The organism is Ensifer sp. Root1252 (assembly GCF_001425885.1).
In the GTDB taxonomy this organism is placed as follows: Bacteria; Pseudomonadota; Alphaproteobacteria; order Rhizobiales; family Rhizobiaceae; genus Ensifer; species Ensifer canadensis.
Window position 1 is genome coordinate 1 of the sequence record NZ_LMDT01000013.1, and the last position, 17678, is coordinate 17678.

At 60.3% G+C, this 17678-nt stretch carries 16 protein-coding genes; 13 read left to right on the plus strand and 3 right to left on the minus strand.

Annotated features, from left to right (window positions below; all coding sequences use genetic code 11):
* The 7 genes from ASD02_RS16720 to ASD02_RS16750 form a co-directional block, all read left to right on the plus strand.
* A partial coding sequence (locus tag ASD02_RS16720) for a nuclear transport factor 2 family protein (protein WP_057258470.1) occupies positions 1–431 on the plus strand: 431 nt, incomplete at its 5' end.
* A gap of 3 nt (positions 432–434) precedes the next feature.
* Positions 435–975, plus strand: a 541-nt coding sequence (locus ASD02_RS16725) for a TetR/AcrR family transcriptional regulator (RefSeq protein ID WP_244494229.1), incomplete at its 3' end; no start/stop codon positions are given.
* A gap of 174 nt (positions 976–1149) precedes the next feature.
* Positions 1150–1623: an AraC family transcriptional regulator gene (locus ASD02_RS16730; protein WP_082555551.1), complete on the plus strand. Its 474-nt coding sequence runs from the start codon at positions 1150–1152 to the stop codon at positions 1621–1623.
* Positions 1624–1769: 146 nt separating this feature from the next.
* Positions 1770–2102 carry a hypothetical protein gene (locus tag ASD02_RS16735; protein ID WP_156407923.1) on the plus strand — a complete coding sequence of 111 codons (333 nt, stop codon included), beginning with the start codon at positions 1770–1772 and terminating at the stop codon, positions 2100–2102.
* Between the two features lie 31 nt (positions 2103–2133).
* Positions 2134–2958: an LssY C-terminal domain-containing protein gene (locus ASD02_RS16740; protein ID WP_025429584.1), complete on the plus strand. Its 825-nt coding sequence runs from the start codon at positions 2134–2136 to the stop codon at positions 2956–2958.
* 103 nt (positions 2959–3061) lie between these two features.
* Positions 3062–4138 (plus strand): AI-2E family transporter, encoded by a 1077-nt coding sequence (locus ASD02_RS16745; protein ID WP_057213083.1) that lies wholly within the window; start codon positions 3062–3064, stop codon positions 4136–4138.
* Positions 4139–5011: 873 nt separating this feature from the next.
* Positions 5012–7498: a hypothetical protein gene (locus tag ASD02_RS16750; protein WP_057220912.1), complete on the plus strand. Its 2487-nt coding sequence runs from the start codon at positions 5012–5014 to the stop codon at positions 7496–7498.
* A 383-nt stretch (positions 7499–7881) separates the two neighbouring features.
* Here ASD02_RS16750 and ASD02_RS16755 read toward each other — a convergent pair whose 3' ends face one another.
* The 3 genes from ASD02_RS16755 to uxuA all read right to left on the minus strand — a co-directional run bounded on the left by ASD02_RS16755 (position 7882) and on the right by uxuA (position 11134).
* The gene (locus ASD02_RS16755) at positions 7882–8676 is read right to left on the minus strand and encodes a L,D-transpeptidase (protein ID WP_057213088.1); all 795 of its coding nucleotides are present in this window, start codon (positions 8674–8676) and stop codon (positions 7882–7884) included.
* 554 nt (positions 8677–9230) lie between these two features.
* A complete protein-coding gene (locus ASD02_RS16760; RefSeq protein ID WP_057213090.1) occupies positions 9231–9923 on the minus strand; it encodes an RraA family protein in 693 nt (230 codons plus the stop codon).
* Positions 9920–11134 (minus strand): mannonate dehydratase, encoded by a 1215-nt coding sequence (uxuA, locus tag ASD02_RS16765; RefSeq protein ID WP_057220913.1) that lies wholly within the window; start codon positions 11132–11134, stop codon positions 9920–9922. The genes ASD02_RS16760 and uxuA overlap by 4 nt, the downstream gene beginning before the upstream one ends.
* 196 nt (positions 11135–11330) lie before the next feature.
* On the opposite strand from uxuA, the gene ASD02_RS16770 reads away from it, so the two are divergent.
* The 6 genes from ASD02_RS16770 to ASD02_RS16795 all read left to right on the plus strand — a co-directional run bounded on the left by ASD02_RS16770 (position 11331) and on the right by ASD02_RS16795 (position 17677).
* Complete coding sequence (locus tag ASD02_RS16770) at positions 11331–12086, plus strand: FadR/GntR family transcriptional regulator (RefSeq protein WP_244494230.1); 756 nt, start codon at positions 11331–11333, stop codon at positions 12084–12086.
* Between the two features lie 95 nt (positions 12087–12181).
* Complete coding sequence (locus ASD02_RS16775) at positions 12182–13147, plus strand: substrate-binding domain-containing protein (protein WP_025429553.1); 966 nt, start codon at positions 12182–12184, stop codon at positions 13145–13147.
* Between the two features lie 60 nt (positions 13148–13207).
* The gene (locus ASD02_RS16780) at positions 13208–14743 is read left to right on the plus strand and encodes a sugar ABC transporter ATP-binding protein (protein ID WP_057213092.1); all 1536 of its coding nucleotides are present in this window, start codon (positions 13208–13210) and stop codon (positions 14741–14743) included.
* Positions 14740–15735, plus strand: coding sequence for an ABC transporter permease (locus tag ASD02_RS16785; protein ID WP_057213094.1), 996 nt, complete (start codon positions 14740–14742; stop codon positions 15733–15735). Before ASD02_RS16780 ends, ASD02_RS16785 begins: the two co-directional genes overlap by 4 nt.
* A gap of 17 nt (positions 15736–15752) precedes the next feature.
* Positions 15753–16538: an SDR family oxidoreductase gene (locus ASD02_RS16790; RefSeq protein WP_057213096.1), complete on the plus strand. Its 786-nt coding sequence runs from the start codon at positions 15753–15755 to the stop codon at positions 16536–16538.
* Positions 16539–16558: 20 nt separating this feature from the next.
* Complete coding sequence (locus ASD02_RS16795; protein WP_057213098.1) at positions 16559–17677, plus strand: mannonate dehydratase; 1119 nt, start codon at positions 16559–16561, stop codon at positions 17675–17677.
* Position 17678: the final 1 nt, after the last annotated feature.

The window sequence follows — 17678 nt, forward strand, 5'->3', positions numbered from 1 at the left end:
CGGCAGCGGCCAAAGTCCGAGCTGCAGAGGACGGATGGAACAGTTGCGATCCGCACCGCGTGTCCCTCGCCTACAGCGTCGACAGCTATTGGCGTAACCGCGCGGAATTTGTCCAAGGACGCGARCGTATCGTCGAGTTCCTGGCGAGGAAGTGGACAAAAGAACTCGAATACCGGCTGATCAAGGAGCTGTGGGCTCATGACGGCGACCGYATCGGGGTGCGCTTCGCCTACGAGTACCGCGACGACTCCGGGAACTGGTACCGGGCATACGGCAACGAAAACTGGGAGTTCGACGAAAACGGGCTGATGCACCACCGTTATGCCTGCATCAATGATCTGCCGATCGAAGAATCTGAACGCAAATTCTTCTGGGATCGGTCTGGGCCCAGGCCAGCGGACCACCCGGGACTTTCCGAATTGGGACTGTAGCACATGCCAAAGATCGTCGCCGAGCGCTCGGACGTAATCCCATCCCTCGCCGAGATCTTTCGGGAGTATGGCTTCGACGGTGCAAGCCTATCGACCATCACCGAAAAGACCGGCCTCGGAAAGGGAAGCCTTTATCACTTCTTTCCCGGYGGGAAGGAAGAGATGGCCGCAGCCGTGCTCGGCGAGATCGACGAATGGTTCGCGACGCAGGTCTTCGAACCGCTACGGAGCGCGGATGATCCGCGTTCCGCAATCACCAGCATGTGTAGCTCGGTTGCCGGCTACTTTCGCTCCGGCCGCCGTGTRTGCCTCATTGGCGCGTTTGCACTGGACAACGTCCGGAACCGCTTCAGCGATCGGGTCAGGGATTACTTYGCCGAGTGGCGTGGTGCGCTCGCCTCTGCTCTCGAGAGGGCCGGATGCCCTGAACGTGACGCCCTTGCGCTTGCCGAGGAGACAGTAGTTGCCGTCCAGGGGGCCTTGGTGCTCGCCAGGGCGCTCGACGAACCGGAAGTCTTCGAACGAACCAGATCGGAAGAGCGTCNGAGAGGGCCGGATGCCCTGAACGTGACGCCCTTGCGCTTGCCGAGGAGACAGTAGTTGCCGTCCAGGGGGCCTTGGTGCTCGCCAGGGCGCTCGACGAACCGGAAGTCTTCGAACGAACCCTAGAGCGGATCCAGTCCCGGCTTATTGCGGCGACCGGTGGAGACGAGCAAAGATGAAGGATCGCAAGACAAACTCCGTCGTGCTCGCACCATGGCGGCTCAAGCGCGCCGTAGAGTTCATCGAAAGGAACCTAGCGACCCCGCTTCAACTCGTAGACATCGCGCGCGCCGCGGGCCTCAGCCCCATGCATTTCGCTGCCGGCTTCCGGTTCGCGACAGGCCGGAGCCCGCATGCCTATCTGCGCGACCGTCGAATAGAGCGCGCGAAAACGAAATTGTTGAGCGAAGACCTGAGCATCGACGAAATTGCGATTGATGTCGGCTTTCGTTCACAGACCCATTTTATCACAGTGTTCCGACGTCAAACGGGGCATCCACCCGCACGCTGGCGGCGTTGCAGCGCTTGCATCGGCGAGCCGTCCGAAGTTGTATGGCGGATGTCTCGTGGCACACATACGAACTGCGCTCCGGTTATCGCTGCTCCAGTCTCGACATCAGCTCTCGCGCTGCGACAAGATCTGCTGTGACGGCTCATTCCATGAACCTCGAGCAGACGTCAGCGACGCTTTGCTCCATCAAATGCCGGGACTAAACATCTCGCTTCCTTGCAGAGCTTCCAGGCTCTGCTCGACCTCAACGCGCAGCACGATAACGAACGATAGGTGCTCGCATGATGAGCCAGAAACGAATCTTCGGCCTCTCCACGGTCGCAACACTCCTGCTCGGCGCGGGCGTGGCGCTCTATGCCGAGCCGGGCGTTGCGGTCTTCAATCCAACGCAGGCCGGATCGACGACGGGCCGGATCAGCGATCCGGCCCCGCAACGGTTCGAGGTTGCTCAGGCCCAGACCGGCGGCGGCTCGACGCTGCCGGGCGGTGCATCCTCGCTCAACGAGACCCGCGCTTCCCCAAAGAACAATATCGTTTCGACGACATGTGGCGTAGAACTTAGCCTACAGCGTCTCTGTTCGGCCGGCGGGACAAGGTACGAGCAGCGAAGTCGATAGCGAACCAAGGTCCTGCACGGGATAAGAAATTTTGAGAATGCTTACGCGCCTTTTCCAAAGGTTTCTCATCTTCTGTCTGGGGGCAGTTAGCGTTTGGCTGATCGTCTTTGTCGTTTTTGACACTGCGGACCACAGACTTCCCTGGATCCTGGCGGTAGGTCTTACCTATGGGCTTGCTGCCTACGTCATTTTGCCAAACGTGGTCCGAATGGGCTTAAAGATTCTCCACCGGAGACTCATCCCTAGATACACCATCACTGGCGACGGCTTGCCCGGGGATCCAGTGAATCTCGTGCTGATAGGCACTCTTCAACAACTTTGCGATGCGTTTGCAACAGCGGGCTGGTCAACAGCCGACAGTTTGGGGGTTGCAAGCTCGTGGCGAATGGTACGAGCGTTTCTGCTCAACACTCCGTATCCGACGGCTCCTTTCAGCACGCTCTATCTCTTCGGACGAAAGCAGGACATAGGTTTCCAGCAGCCCATCGACAACAGTCCGCGCAAGCGCCACCATATCCGCTTCTGGGCGCTGAGCCCCGCTCATACGGGCGACGATATCACAGCAGCAAGCTTCTGGCTGAATACGGATAGGCCATCGACTGATCAGCGCGTCTTGTGGGTTGGGGCGGGCACCAGGGATACTGGATTATCGCTGACCAAACTGACGCTCCAAGTGACACACGCTACCGATTCAGATACGAATGCTGAACGAGATCACATAGTCACCCAGTTGAAGTCAAAGCGGGTGATCGGGGATGTCGTCTTGCATCAATCCGGCTCACGTCTACAGACCGGAAAGGTCAACCATTACATTACCGATGGTGAGATCGCCTTCGCCAGCTTGATGGATAATTGACAAGGAGGATCCTTACCGTCTCTACCCTCCTTGGATCCGAGGATCGATGCGCTGAGATCAGCAAAGTCCGGCAGAACTCGAAACAAGACTGCGCAGGGGTCCCATGAGAATTGTGCAACCAGCTACATTCTGGATTGCGGTTTCCGCAGTCGCCTTGGTTGCACTAGTGCTTTTGCGCGAAATCCTGCTGCCATTTGTTGTTGGCGCATTGCTCGCCTATCTTCTCGTTCCCGCAGTCGACAGGTTAGAGCGGTTCGGGATCAATCGAAGCTTTGCGGCACTAGCCGTCATCTTGCCGCTGATCGTGGGTATTATCGCGGTCATGCTGGTTATGTTCCCGGTTATCATTGGTGAGCTTAGATTTTTTATTGATGAATTTCCCCGCTACATCACGCGTCTGCAGTCCCTTATGACTGAAGCAAGCGGACCCTGGATGCATGACATCATGGGTGAGAATCTTCACATCGAGCAATCTTCCGTCGATGTCGTGAGGGCGATGGGCAGCAAATGGCTCGACGGTTTCCTCAGTTCGCTGTGGTCGAGCGGACGAGCATTGATTTCCCTTCTTTCGCTCCTCGTTGTCACTCCAATCATCGCCATCTATCTCGCCATTGACTGGCACCGAATGATTGCGACAATTGATGGCTGGCTCGCTCCGGAGTACCGCGATGATGGTCGGGCGCTCGGGCGCGAAATCCACGATACTGTTGCCGGCTTCGTGCGCGGTCAGGTTGCCATCTGTCTCATTCTTGCCGTGCTTTATACGGCAGCGTTGAAGCTGACCGGACTCAACCATGCCATTTTGATTGGTATAGCTGCAGGCCTCATCAGTTTCGTTCCCTACCTTGGGGCAGCCACCGGTATCTTGATATCGGTATGCGTTGCGGTGGACCAGTTCTGGCCCACTTGGGCACCTGTCGCTGTTGTGGGGGGCATCTTCATTGTCGGTGAAATGCTTGCCGACTATGTTCTGTCTCCGCGCCTCATCGGTCGGCGCGTCAACCTCAATCCAGTCTGGATGATGTTTGCGCTATTCGCCTTCGGGTGGTTATTCGGCTTCATCGGTGTCTTGCTGGCGATACCTATTGCGGCTTCGCTGGGTGTGGTCCTGCGCTTCGCGAGACGGAAATCACTAGCAAGCGCAGGTCACAACGTTTTGAACAGTCCAGGTACTGAATAGTGAACCCATCACGCCGGCGACGCTGTCAGGCCAGCCTTAACAAGAGCGAGCAGCGCCACGCCCTCACCCAGGCGATAATCGCTGCAGTGATTTGCGACCTGATGGAATTTGCTTTGGGGCAGGTTGCAAGCGCTCCGCCGGTCCGATCGCGAAGTCTTTCAGTTAGACAGGTACCCATCAGGTCGTGTCACCATGAAATCATTCAGAGTGTCTGTCCCAAGCCAAGGACGATCCAAAAGCAGTTGCCGATTTCAGTGCAGGGATCGCAGCATATCAAGCCAACGATCTTCCACTCGCCTTCAAAGAGTGTCGCCTGACACGCGCTGCGATCTCGGGATCAGCTGCGGGGCCAACATAGGTTAGCACGATCGCGAACGCGTTCACCCACCTGCGCACGGGCCGGTCCGCCCGACAACAGGCTTGCGCTGCTCACCGCCATCTTGGCGATGGCATCAATCTCGGCCTGACCCGCATGGCAGATGTTTCTCCAGGCCCGACGATGCGGCAGCCTACGTAGGCTCATGAATGGCACATCCGGGTCAATGCTCAAAGAAACCTGGCCCTCACGGCGATCTGGGGTACATTAATGGTCTTGATCGCAATCTCCGGCTGCATTATTGCGCTAGGCGAAACTGTCTTCAGCCGGGCGCTCAAAACATCAATCGACGATGTGCCGCCCTTGAAGATAGGCAGAGCGCCAAGACCGACTTAGAGGAACTTCACTCTCGCTGGTCGCTACGCCTGTTGGACTGGTCGACGGGCGCCGTAGCATGATTGCCAGTTCATCTGCCTTCATTCCGGTTAGTGGCCTAGCGCGCATCTAGGCGACGTCGCGGTTGCAGCGGTTTCAACGAAACATTTCGGGACGGTCTGATGTCGAAAGGCAATCGTTTCGCAGTGATTGCAATGGACCGTCGTGATGTCGGTCGCAAAGTCGCCGTCACACAGGGAGGCGGTGAAAGGATGGATGATTTGGAACAGGTAAAATCGGTCACAGGAAAAGGTCGGCGCAAGGCGCTGTGGTTGAGCGCCGCGTTTGTGGCGGTGCTGGCTGCCGGGGCGACGGGTTACAAGATCACGCTGGAGCGCGGCGTCAAGCAGCATATCACAGCGCGCGGGGGAACAGTCGGCTCCGTCCATGTGGATTATCTCGGCCGATTTCATCTGCGTGACGTGATGCTGCCGCTAAAGGACGGCCTTAGCGCAAAGATCGCCGGCATCGACGGTCGCCCAAAATTTCTCTTCCTGAATGCCGAGCTCGAGATCGCCAACCTGAGCGCCGAGCTTGCGGGTTACAAAATCGCTGTGCCGCGCGCGAGTGTCGAGCAGCCAAATTTCGACCGTCAGACGGTCGCCGAGATATTCGCAAACAAGAGCGGTCTGTCATTGCCGGAGCGTATCCAGCGCTTCCAGGCCAATCGCATCTTTCTGCCCGAGGTCGCGATGACCAAGATCGTTGAGGGGGATGAAGACAGGATCGTCTACAAAAACATCGCGCTCGAGGATATCAGGGATGGCCGCGTAGCACGCTACAGCTCATCCAATGCCAGCCTGGACATGCATGTGGCTGAGGCGACTGAAGACGGGAAGACGAAAAACGCGCGCATGAACGGCTCATTTGGGGCGATGACCGGCAAGGACCTGGACGTGGCCTATGCGGCACGTCTGTATACGCAAGTGGCCGGGCCACAGGACAAGCAGGCCAAGGCCCTTTACGGCCCCTTGTCGATCAAGGACGTCACTCAGACAATAGGCGAGGGCAGCTTCCAATATGGTGAGTTGCGCAGCAATGGTCTTAGCATTCGTATGCCGGCTGAGCCGCTTTTGGACACGCTGAGCATGCTGCGTTCGGTCAAAGCCCCCGACGAATTGCCTGCTGCCGAACGAAACGCCTTTTACATGAAGGTTCTCTCCCTGCCCGATATGATTGGCCAGGGCGATATCCAATTGCTTGGACTCAAGGTCAAATCCCCGGGCAAGGACATTGGCAAGCAGATCAGCCTTGATGTCGAACGCACGTCGCTTCACCTGAACGGGCGCGAAGTGAACGCGAGCCTCAACGGGATCTCGATGGAAGAAGGCGATGATCATTTCCGGCTCGCTGAAGCCAGCGTCAGCGGTTTTTCCTGGCACCCGACAATGGAGGCGTTGAAACAACTCCTTGTTTTGAACGAAGATCAGGCTCAAGAATTTGCCTATTCCACATTGCTGCCCGAGTTCGGGACATTCCGGCTTGCCGGTCTCGATGTCGATCTGCCGAGCGGGCCGGCCGACGTTGAAGAGATCGCAGCGGTCGATGACGAGGCGACGGCGCCGAGCGAGACGACGTCTGACGATCGTCTGGATGCTGCAACCGCTGCACCGGCAATCGACGCGCCCGATCCCAGCGATAGCAGCCAAGGCAGCGATGTCGCCGTTGAGGGCGCGGACGCCGGGCCCGAAGTCTCAGCTGTACCGGTTGACGCGGACAAGGACGGTTCGGCCATCGATGATGGCGCAGACGCTGCGGCAGATGTGGCCGCTGCTGAAATTGCGGACGATGCTGCCGATCAGGCGAGAGATCCTGATCCTGTGGATGGTGCCGGTGACGATGCCCTTCCTCAGACTGCGCTCAACGATGATGCAGGTGAAGTTGAAGCCTCTGAAACAATGTCGTCGGACATCGCATCGCTCGTTCCGCAGCGCGTGAAATTTTCGCTGAAATCTTATGAAGCGGCGCTCGGCAAACCGTACAACGGAATCCCTACCGATATTCGTATTGTCTACGAGGACTTGAGTGTCCCGATGCCGCCAGACGCCAAGGACGAGACGTTTGAGCAATTGCGAAAGCTCGGCTACGACAAGCTCACCTTGTCGGCAGGGGTTGAGGGACATTGGGACGAAGCGGGCAAAAGCTTCGTCATCAAGGATATCTCCCTTGGGGGCGAAGGGATGGGCAGTGTTTCGCTGTCTGGTGTCTTGGCCGGCGTCTCAAACGATTTGTTTTCTGCTGACACGATACGCATGCAAACCGCAGCACTCGGCGTTACTGCACGGGAATTGAAGCTCCGGATCGAGGACAAAGGGCTCTTCGACAAGGCGCTGACTTTGTATGCCCGGCAAAACGACATGACGGCGGAGCAGGCGCGCGGCATGCTGGTGCTGGTCGGATCCACCATGCTGCAGCAGTTCGTGGCCGATCAGCCGAAGCTTCAAAGTGTCGCCGGGGCAGCCTCAACTTTCCTGGGAAGAGCGGGGACATTCACCCTGTCTGTCAAATCGAAGGACGCCGCAGGCATTGGTGCGATTGAACTGATGACAGCCTCCGACGATCCGGCAGGTTTCCTGGAGCGGCTCGATATCGAGGCAAAGGCCGAATAGATCCTCGTCAACGCAGCGCCGGCAGTCGTTTGACGTCGGCGTTGCATCTTGTTGCGTATGGGATCGAAACCCATGCCTATGTATTTCGTTTTTCCGGCAGCACTGCTTTCGACGGGCGCATCGGATTACCGCGTTGGGTTAACATGTTGTTGGCTGACATCGCGCCTGCAACGGACCGACGCTTGACCCCTCGCTCTTGCGGCTCAAGAGGCGTTGCGTCCTCAGACACTAGGAGAGATCCGGGACGCCTCCCTCTAAAGATCGCGGTCAGAGAGCTTGTCGCGAAGGGCAGACGGGTGCGGCAGGATTGAACGACTGAATTTTTTTGGTAGGGACTGTCGTGGCTCTTCTCGATTCCCTACTCGCTCGGCGCGAAGCGCCTTTCACGCCACCACAATCGGGACTTTGGTCGGCGACGCCTTGACCCGGTTGTAGAGGTCGATGACGTCCTGGTTGATCATGCGCACGCAACCGGAAGATGCCTGAGTGCCGATGGTCCACCATTCGGGTGAGCCGTGCACGCGATAGCCAGTGTCGTGGCCGTCCTTGTAGATATAGTGTGCGCGGGCGCCGAGCGGGTTGTCGAGGCCACCCGGCTGACCGCCCGTCCATTTCACCAGCTCCGGCTTGCGTGCGATCATCTCTTTGGGCGGCGTCCAGGTCGGCCATTCCTTGGTGTACTGGATCTCGGCGCGGCCGCTCCATTCGAAGCCGGCCTTGCCGATGCCGACGCCGTAACGGATCGCTTCGCCGCCTTCCTGCACCCAATAGAGATGCCGCTCGTTGAGCCGCACCACAATCGTGCCCGGCGCCTCGCCGGTCGGATCGATAACGATCTGACGGCGGAATTCCGGCCTGATCTTCTGGAATGGAACTGCCGGGATCACGAGGCCATTGTCGATCAGCGAGGCATACATCGTGCCGTTATCGGTGATGTTGCTGTCGACGCTGAGCGGTGGGATCGAACCGGTCGGCATGCGGTCAACGCCCCCAGGCGGCATACCACCCGACGGCTCGATTGATCCCAGCTCCGGGAATTCGAGCGTCTGCGAGCAGCCGGAGGCGCCAAGCAGTGTCATGACACCGAGGCCCGAAAGCACGGCGCGGCGGGAGACGAAGTAGCCGGACTCCGGTTTGGTGGCGCCGGAGGACAGCGCCTGATCTTGCGGCTTACGCATGCACTCATTACCCCAAACGAACGGTCGGCATCATGCCCACCGGATGGGCCGCATTTTCACAATTCGTAGTTAAGAAAGCGTGAAACCATTGCCGGCCGTGCCCCACCCTTCGGCGCGTTCGACATGCCGCTCGTGCGCCGGTGGTGATGATGTCGGCGACATTTGTCAGCGTGCCCGCATATTTCCTTCTGTTGATGTCTCCGTTGTGGTGGATCGGCGGCTCCGCATTTGCACAGCCTCAGCGCGGGCTTCCTGTTCGATTATCTCTGCTATGCCACGGTTCATCATCTCGTGCATTATCGACCGGGACGCCAAGGATCGCTGTTTTTCACGCTCAAGCGACGCCATGCGCTGCACCACCACGTGACGCCGGAGGGCAATTTCGGTGTGACCTCCGGCCTCCGGGAATGGGTGTTTGCAACCGACATCCAGCCGCGCCGTAATCCACGGCGCGCCCAACCCAACGGGCGTCACCTCGCAGAGAGATGGACGCGTTCGTGCCATAGATTTACCGCTCGTAAGGACGATGACGACGTCGTCCCGCCACTGAGCGGCTACATGACGCCGAAGCGTTCGAATGCCTCGACCGTGGACATGCCGGCCTCGATGGCAAGGCGAACCTTGTTTTCAGTTTCTGCCTTTTCGAACGCCAGCGCGATCGCTTCCCGTTCCGCCTCGCGCGGAATGACCAGAACGCCGTCGCGGTCGCCGAACAGCATGTCGCCGGGCCGAATGCGGATGCCGCCGATCTCGATCGGAACCGCATAGTCGACGACCTTGCCGCGCGGTCCCTGATCCTGAGCATAGGATCCGTAGCAGAAGGTCGGGAAATCGAGGGCGAGGATGCCGCTGCTGTCTCGGCAGTATCCGTCGCAGATCGCACCTGCGGCTTTCAGCTGAATCGCGCGTGTCGACATCAACTCGCCCCAGACAGCGTAGCGCGGCGAGGCGCCTGAACATACGTAGATTTCGTTGGGTTTCAGGCTGTCGAGCGCATGGAACATCAGGCCGAAGGGCTTGGAGCTGATCTCGGCGTGGCCGCCGGCTCCCGCGGTCGCAAAGAAATCCGCCTCAAGCACCGGCATGGCACGGCCGACTGTCACCATGTCGTCGCGCAGGGCCCGGATCTTCGGCGGCAGGAACTGATGCTGCAGCCCCATCGTATCAAGAATATCGCCGACAACGGCGGTGAAGAGCCGGCTTCGCATCGCCGCGAACAAGTCGGCATCGTCTTCAAAAGTCTTCATCGTGTCACCTGTTTGTTCCGTGCGGCCTCGACCGCTGAAATGCCGTGCATCACGCCGCGGATCTCGGCGAGCCCCTTCAGTCGGCCGATGAGCGAGTAGCCGGGATTGATCCGTTCCTTGCCGATGTCGTCGGCAAGCAGATGCCCATGGTCTGGACGAACGGGGATCTGCCAATCGTCGCGCCCCTCGGTACGCCGGCGCTCTTGCTCCTCGAGAAGGGCGAGAATGACGGCCGGAATATCGCTCGAGCCACCAAGATGGTCGGCTTCATGAAACGACCCGTCAGCTTCGCGCTGAACGTTGCGCAGATGGGCGAAATGGATGCGGGAGCCGAACTCACGCACCATGGCCGGCAGGTCGTTTTCGGCGCGGGTGCCGTAGGATCCGGTGCAGAAGGTCAGGCCATTGGCGGGACTGTCGGCGGCTGCCAGGATGCGGCGCGCGTCATCCGCAGTGGATACGATCCGCGGCAAGCCGTAGAGCGGGAAGGCCGGATCATCAGGATGAATGCAGAGCTTCACCCCGACCTCCTCGGCGACCGGCACGATCTCGCGCAGGAAGCGTGCGAGGTTTTTATGCAGGTCCTCGGCGCTGACGCCATCGTACTCCGCGAGCGCTCCAAGAAAGCCGGCGCGATCGAACTTGCGCTCGGACGCCGGCAAGCCGGTAATCAGATTGCGTTCGATCCGGTCGACCTTTGCAGCATCCATTGTTGCAAAGCGAGCTTGTGCCGTGTCGATCTGGGCGGGCGAATAGCTCTGCTCGACGCGCGGCCGTTTCAGCACAAAGAGATCGTAGGCGGCGAAATCGATAGCATCGAAGCGCAGCGCATATCCGCCGGTCGGCAGCGGATGCATGAGTTCAGTGCGGGTCCAGTCAACCACCGGCATGAAATTGTAGCAGACCGTGCCAATGCCGCAGCGCGCCAGCGCGCGCATCGTGTCCTTGTACCAGCCGATGTAGCGTGCGCTGTCTGACGATGCCAGCTTGATCGAATTGTGCACCGGAATGCTCTCGACCACGCTCCAGCGCAGACCCGCAGCCTCGATCAAGCCCTTGTGCTTCAGGATCTGATCGTCTGACCAGGGCGAGCCGTCATAGACGTGATGAAGCGCTGAGACGATGCCTGTCGCCCCTGCCTGCCTGATGTGGCTGAGCGGCACCGGGTCATCCGGGCCATACCAGCGAAAGCACTCTTCCGTCGGCCTCATCTCTTAAACTCCTGCGATCTCGGGATGATCTCTATTGTTGGACCAGATAATGCATTAAGGGTCGGCGTGGGCGCAAATTCAAGCGAAAATACGCTTACATCGTCGTTTTTCTGAAAGGATGGCGAAAATTCTGACGCTACCCTTGACTTATCATTCAATCTGGACCAACAAATAGAACCGCACACAGGAGGAGAGCGTGGCGCACAATTTGGCAAAACCGGAGCATTCGACAGGTGTCGAGCCAGCTGAGGTCGGCAAGACGTCGGCGGTCGACAGGCTCGTCGAACAGATCAGGGATCTGATTGCCGAACGCGGCCTCGGGATTGGCGATGCGCTGCCGACCGAGCGCGATCTTGGTGAGCAGTTTCAGGCCGGACGGAATACGGTTCGCGAGGCGCTGCAGGTGCTGCGCGCCTATGGCCTCGTCGAAACGCGGCCCAAAGTCGGTGCCGTCATCAGCGGTGGTCATGGCGAGGCGATCCGCCGGCTTTTTGCCTTTCACAACGGCATATCGCCCGATTCCTTCCGCGATCTTCAGGGTTTCCGCCGCATCATCGAGACCGGCGTCGGCGACCACATCATTCTTCATGCAAGCGAAGCCGACCTCGACAGGCTGGAGGCGGCCAATGCTCGCATCCGGACGGCTGAGAGCGTCGAGGAAGCGGCCCGCTACGATTACGAATTCCACGAGGCCATCGTCGAACTGTCAGGCAACAGGACAACCCTTGCTGCCTACCGGATGATGCGCACCGTCATCGAGGAAGTCATGCGCCTCGGCAAGGCGGAGCGGCCGGTCCAGTCGGCGACCTACGAGGCCCATGCCGAAATCATCGGCGCGCTGAGGGCGCGCGACCGAATTGCCTATGCCTATCTCATGAGCCGCCATCTCGAATTCGGCCTCAAATTCGTCGGCGCGCCGACCAGTGGACAGTCCGCCGCGACCAAGACTTGAGGCTGCGACGGCATCGTGTTCCGCATTCAGTCAGAACCGGCCCCTTAGCCCGCGGGCCGGCAACACGATCAAGGGCATAGGGGAGGAGACCCGTTATGATCAAAACAAAACGCCACGTCCTGACGCTCGCAACACTTCTGGTGAGTGTCAGCTTCGCGCCGAGCGCGGTTCTTGCCGACGGCAAGGCCATCGCCGGCATCGTCTTCCAGCAGGACCAGTATTTCCGCGGCATTCAGATCGGGATGGAGAAGGCGGCGGAAGCCGCCGGCGACGAACTTCTCGCCGGAAACAGCGACAGCAAGCTCGAAAAGGAAGCGCAGCTGATCGACACCTATATCGCCCGCGGCGTCAACTCGATCGTGGTCGCGCCGCTGTCGGCCGACGCGTCGGTTCCCGCGCTCAAGAAGGCACGCGATGCCGGCATCACCGTGGTCACCTACGGCACGTCTGCCAATGGTGACGTTGCCCAGGCGACGGTGACCAGTTCGGACCGCGATATCGGCATCGGCACCGGCGAGGCGGCCGCCCCGTTTCTGAAAACCCTCGGGAATGGCGAGAAGGTCAAGATCGGTACGCTCGCCTTCAAGGCGCTCCTGCCGGAACAGTCGAACGCTCGTGTCGACGGCTTCCTTCACGTGGTGTCCTCTCAGGTCGAGATCGTCGCGCAGCAGGATGCCTGGCTCGCCGAGAAGGCCTTGGCTGTTGCCAGCGACATGCTGACCGCCAATCCGGATATCAAGGTGATCTATGCCGCCAACGAAGGCGGCACGATCGGCGCGGTCCAGGCGGTGAAGAAGGCCGGGCTTGAGGGCAAAGTGTTCGTCTTCGGCACCGATGGCTCCGAGCAGCTCGCCAACATGCTTCTCGACAAGGACAACGTGCTCCAGGCAACGACGGCGCAGCAGCCTCTAGAGGTCGGCAAGCAGGCGATCGAGGCAGCGCAGAAACTGCTCGAAGGCAAGACGTTCGAGACCAAGGTCAATGTTCCCGTCCTTCCCTTGACGCGCGCGAATGCCGACGGGGTCGCCGCCTACAAGGAAGGCCTGAAGGCTCTGAAGTAAGGTTGCGTGGCAGGGCCACTCGGCCCTGCCACCATTTTCTGCGCCAACCGGGAACCACCGATGACCTACTCTCAGCCCCGGACAGATACCGCCCAAGGGCGGCTCGAGTTCCGATCCGTCACAAAGCGTTACGGCCCGACGGTTGCCCTGTCGGAGTTTACCCATGATTTTACCCCAGGGCGCGTTCATGCCCTGATGGGAAAGAACGGCTCCGGCAAATCGACCCTGATCAAGCTTCTTGCCGGCGTGACCGAGCCCACCTCCGGCACGATCAGCGTCAACGGAAGAGACCAGAGCTTTACTTCGCCGCACGACGCGTTTGATGCCGGCATTGTCACGGTGCACCAGGAACTCTCGCTGGTTCCCGAACTGTCCGTCGGCGAGAACATTTTTCTCGGTCGCCTGCCGCACACCAGGCGCGCGGGCTTGCGTGTCGTCGATTGGAAGGGTTTGCACAAGCGCGCGACCGAGCTTCTGTCCGACATGGGGCTCTCGATCGATTCCCGCCAGCCGGTCTCGGGCCTCAGCGTCGGGCAACAGCAGGTCGTCGAGATCGTCAAGGCGATGTCCTTCAACCCATCGATCCTGCTGCTCGACGAACCGACATCGGCGCTCGCCTCGAAAGAGGTCAAGCAGCTTTTCGCGCTGATCGAGCGATTGCGGGCACGCGGCGTGACGATGATCTACATCACGCACCGCATGAGCGAGCTTTTCGAGATCGCCGACACCTGCACCGTCATTCGCGACGGCCACTATATCGGTGCCGTCGAGATGTCCGTGACCTCGCCCGCCGAGATCGTCGGCATGATGTTTGGCGACGCCGCCCGCACGAAACGGCCGCCGCGCCAGGTGATCGACAGGCTCAAGCCGCTGCTCGAAGTGCGCGGCCTGACCCGTGCAGGACACTTCAACGACGTCTCCTTCGACCTTTATCGCGGCGAGATTCTCGGGATCGCTGGCCTGCTAGGCTCGGGCAGGACCGAGTTGATGCGCGCGATCTTCGGCGCCGACCGGACAGACGCCGGCACGGTGCACCTTGCCGGGCAATCGATGACGGGCGCCACGCCGCGCCAGATGCGCGCCGCCGGTCTTGGCTATACGCCGGAGAACCGCAAGGAGGTCGGTCTCGTGCAATCGCTGCCGACGGCCGACAATCTCTGCATGGCAAGTCTCGGCCCCATTGCGCGAAACGGACTGATCTCCCGTCGCCGCGAACAGCCACATGTCGATCGGCAGATCGCCGATTTGCATATCAAGTGCGGCGATCCGGAATTGCCGGTGTCTTCCCTGTCGGGCGGCAACCAGCAGAAGGTGGTGATCGGCAAGTGGCTGAACAGGGCTCCCTCGGTGATGTTCTTCGATGAGCCGAGCCGCGGCGTCGACGTCCAGGCCAAGCGACAGATCTTCGACATCATCTGGCAAAAAGCCTCGGACGGCCTGGCAAGCATCTTCGTTTCGACCGAACTCGAGGAGGTCCTCGAAGTGGCAGACCGCATTCTCGTGATGCACCACGGTAATGTGGTGGCGGAGGTGGATCCCACTAGGACCGATCTTACCCAACTCTACGGCCTATGCATGGAAGGGGCCTCCCAATGACACTTGTCAGCCAACAAACAGCTGAAGGCGGCGGACAGAACGTCTCGCTGCGTCTCCTCAAGACCTATCCGATGGAGATTATCCTCGCGGGTCTGGTCCTGTTCCTCATCCTGATGGCGCCGGGCTTTGCCTCGACCGCCAATATCCTCAACGTGCTGCGAACCGTGGCGATGCTGGGGATCATCGCCTTCGGCATGACGGCCGTGATCATTTCGGGCGAGATCGATCTTTCTGTTGGCGCCGGGGTCGCACTGGCGGGATGCATCGTTGCCTGGTTCGCCGACGCCTACACGGACGCAATCGGCGGCTGGAACGCCGTTATCCTCGGCTTTGCCGTCGCGCTTACCGTCGGCTTTTCGCTTGGTTACCTCACCGGCCGCTTCCGGCAGTGGTTCAACGTCCCGACTTTCATTACCACGCTCGCTTTGTTTGCCGCCCTTCGCGGTGTTGCGAACCTCATCACCGGTGGATTTCCGCTGTCGACGTTTCCGACCGGCTTCGATTTCCTCGGTGGCGGCTACCTCTTCGGCATTCCCTTCCCGGTCTATATTTTCGTGCTCACCTTCGCGGCCATGCACTTCCTGATGAAATACACCAGCTTCGGCCGCGAGGTTTATGCCGTCGGTGGCAACATGGAGGCGGCTCGGCTCTCGGGTATCGACATCTGGAAGGTCAAGGCGCTGACGCTCGGCCTCACCGGCGCACTGACGGCGATTTCGGGCACGCTGATCGCCTCGCAGATCGGAGCCGGTACCGGCACGACCGCCACCGGCATGGAGCTTGACGTAATTGCGGCCGTCATCATCGGCGGCACCTCGCTGTTCGGCGGCAAGGGCCGCATTTGGGGAACCCTGATCGGGGTGCTGTTTCTCGGCTGCATCTCCAACGGCATGACCCTGATGAACGTCAGCGAGTACTGGCAGTACGTCGTGCGTGGCGGGATCATCCTTGGCGCCGTGCTTCTCAATCAAGTCCTGGAACGTGTGCGTTAGGGAGTTCGGAGCCGATCATGACTGAATTTGCAGGAAAAGTGGCGCTGGTTACCGGAACCTCCGGTATCGGGCTGGCATCGGCCATAAGGCTTGCCACGGCCGGCGCCAAGGTCTTGGCTTGCGGCAACGATGCCGCGGCCAACCAGACGTTCGACCGGATCGCACAGGAGCGTGGCCTGGCAATGGCCTCACGATTGGTCGATGTGTCGGTCGAGGCAGATGTGGCGGCTGCCGTCGCGGCGGTTGTGTCGCGCGATGGTGGTCTTGATATCGTCGTCAACGCCGCCGCCGTTCATCCCTTCGGCACCGTGCTCGACACCAGCTTCGAGACTTGGAACCGGTGCTTGTCCGTCAATGTCGGTTCGATCTACCTGACGGGGCGCTTCGCCATCCCCGAGATGACCAAGCGCGGCGGTGGGGCGATCGTCAACATTTCCTCGGTCCAGGGCCATAGCTGTCAGCAGAATGTCGCCGCCTATGTCGCCACCAAGGGCGCCATCCATGCGCTGACCCGCGCGATGGCGCTCGATCATGCCGACCTCAAGGTGCGGGTGAATTCAGTCAGCCCCGGTTCCGTCCGCACTCCGCTCCTGTCGCTGGCCGCGCGCACCTATGGCGGCGAGGGCGTCAGCGAGGAGGAAGCCTTCGCCCGCTTCGGCGCCGCCCATCCGATTGGCCGCATCGGCGAGCCGGAGGAAGTCGCGGACCTCGTCGCCTATCTCGCATCCGATCGTGCCGGTTTTATCACCGGATCGGACTTCCGCATCGACGGCGGGCTCACCGCCGGCATCGGCGTGAAATAATCGCACAGGGAAAGAACAAGATGAAAATCGGCCTTGGCCTCTATCGTGAACAGCTCACGCCCGACAACTACCGCTTCGCGCTCCAGTCCGGCGCAACCCACATCGTCGCGCATCTGACCAACTATTTCGCCGGCAAGGATCCGAAGATCGACAGCGGCGACAATGGTGGATGGGGCGATTGCTCCACCGACCGCATTTGGACCTATGAGGAGCTGTCGGCTCTGGTTCGGGACGTGCGGGCAGGCGGGCTCGAACTTGCCGCCATCGAGAATTTTTCGCCGCGCTTCTGGCACGACATCCTGCTCGACGGACCGGAGCGCGATGCGCAGATCGACGCGCTGAAGCAACTGATCCGCGATGCCGGGCGCGCAGGCGTTCCCTGCATCGGCTACAATTTCTCGCTCGCCGGCGTCTATGGCTGGACCCGTGGCCCCTATGCGCGCGGCGGTGCTGAATCCGTCGGCTTCGGCGTCGAAGATGCGCCGGGCGCCGTGCCCGATCCGGACGCGCCCATCCCCGACGGCATGGTCTGGAACATGCGGTATCGCCGCGCCGTGCCCGGCGCCAAACCGGTATCGGTCAGCAACGCCGAGATCTGGGATCGCCTCTCGCGTTTTCTGAAGGATGTGGTTCCGGTCGCCGAGGAAGCCGGTGTCATGCTCGGTGCTCATCCCGACGATCCGCCGGCCGAGGCGCTGCGTGGCACGGCCCGGCTCGTCAACCGGCCGGAAAAGTACGATCGGTTGATGTCGATCGTCGATTCCCCGTCGAACGGGCTGGAGTTGTGCCTGGGCTCGCTTCAGGAAATGCCCGGCGGCGATATCTACGAACATGTCCGCCGTTTCGCGCGATCAGGGCGCATCGGCTACATCCACTTCCGCAATGTGAAGGGCAAGATGCCGCGCTACGTCGAAACCTTCGTCGACGAAGGCGATATCGACATGGCCGAAATCGTGCGCATCCTGCGCGATGAAAACTATCAGGGCGTGATGATCCCCGACCATACGCCGGCAATGACCTGTGCTGCCTCTTGGCATGCGGGCAAGGCCTTTGCGCTTGGGTACATGCGCGCGTTGGTGCAGAACGCCCATGCCCTCGGACCGTCGCGGTCGCTTGTCCACGATCTCGCGGCTGAATAGG

Coding starts and splice junctions, on each gene's coding strand:
- ASD02_RS16730 (WP_082555551.1), top strand. CDS start 1,150: ATGAAGGATCGCAAGACAAACTCCGTCGTGCTCGCACCATGGCGGCTC.
- ASD02_RS16735 (WP_156407923.1), top strand. CDS start 1,770: ATGAGCCAGAAACGAATCTTCGGCCTCTCCACGGTCGCAACACTCCTG.
- ASD02_RS16745 (WP_057213083.1), top strand. CDS start 3,062: ATGAGAATTGTGCAACCAGCTACATTCTGGATTGCGGTTTCCGCAGTC.
- ASD02_RS16750 (WP_057220912.1), top strand. CDS start 5,012: ATGTCGAAAGGCAATCGTTTCGCAGTGATTGCAATGGACCGTCGTGAT.
- ASD02_RS16755 (WP_057213088.1), bottom strand. CDS start 8,676: ATGCGTAAGCCGCAAGATCAGGCGCTGTCCTCCGGCGCCACCAAACCG.
- ASD02_RS16760 (WP_057213090.1), bottom strand. CDS start 9,923: ATGAAGACTTTTGAAGACGATGCCGACTTGTTCGCGGCGATGCGAAGC.
- uxuA (WP_057220913.1), bottom strand. CDS start 11,134: ATGAGGCCGACGGAAGAGTGCTTTCGCTGGTATGGCCCGGATGACCCG.
- ASD02_RS16775 (WP_025429553.1), top strand. CDS start 12,182: ATGATCAAAACAAAACGCCACGTCCTGACGCTCGCAACACTTCTGGTG.
- ASD02_RS16780 (WP_057213092.1), top strand. CDS start 13,208: ATGACCTACTCTCAGCCCCGGACAGATACCGCCCAAGGGCGGCTCGAG.
- ASD02_RS16785 (WP_057213094.1), top strand. CDS start 14,740: ATGACACTTGTCAGCCAACAAACAGCTGAAGGCGGCGGACAGAACGTC.
- ASD02_RS16790 (WP_057213096.1), top strand. CDS start 15,753: ATGACTGAATTTGCAGGAAAAGTGGCGCTGGTTACCGGAACCTCCGGT.
- ASD02_RS16795 (WP_057213098.1), top strand. CDS start 16,559: ATGAAAATCGGCCTTGGCCTCTATCGTGAACAGCTCACGCCCGACAAC.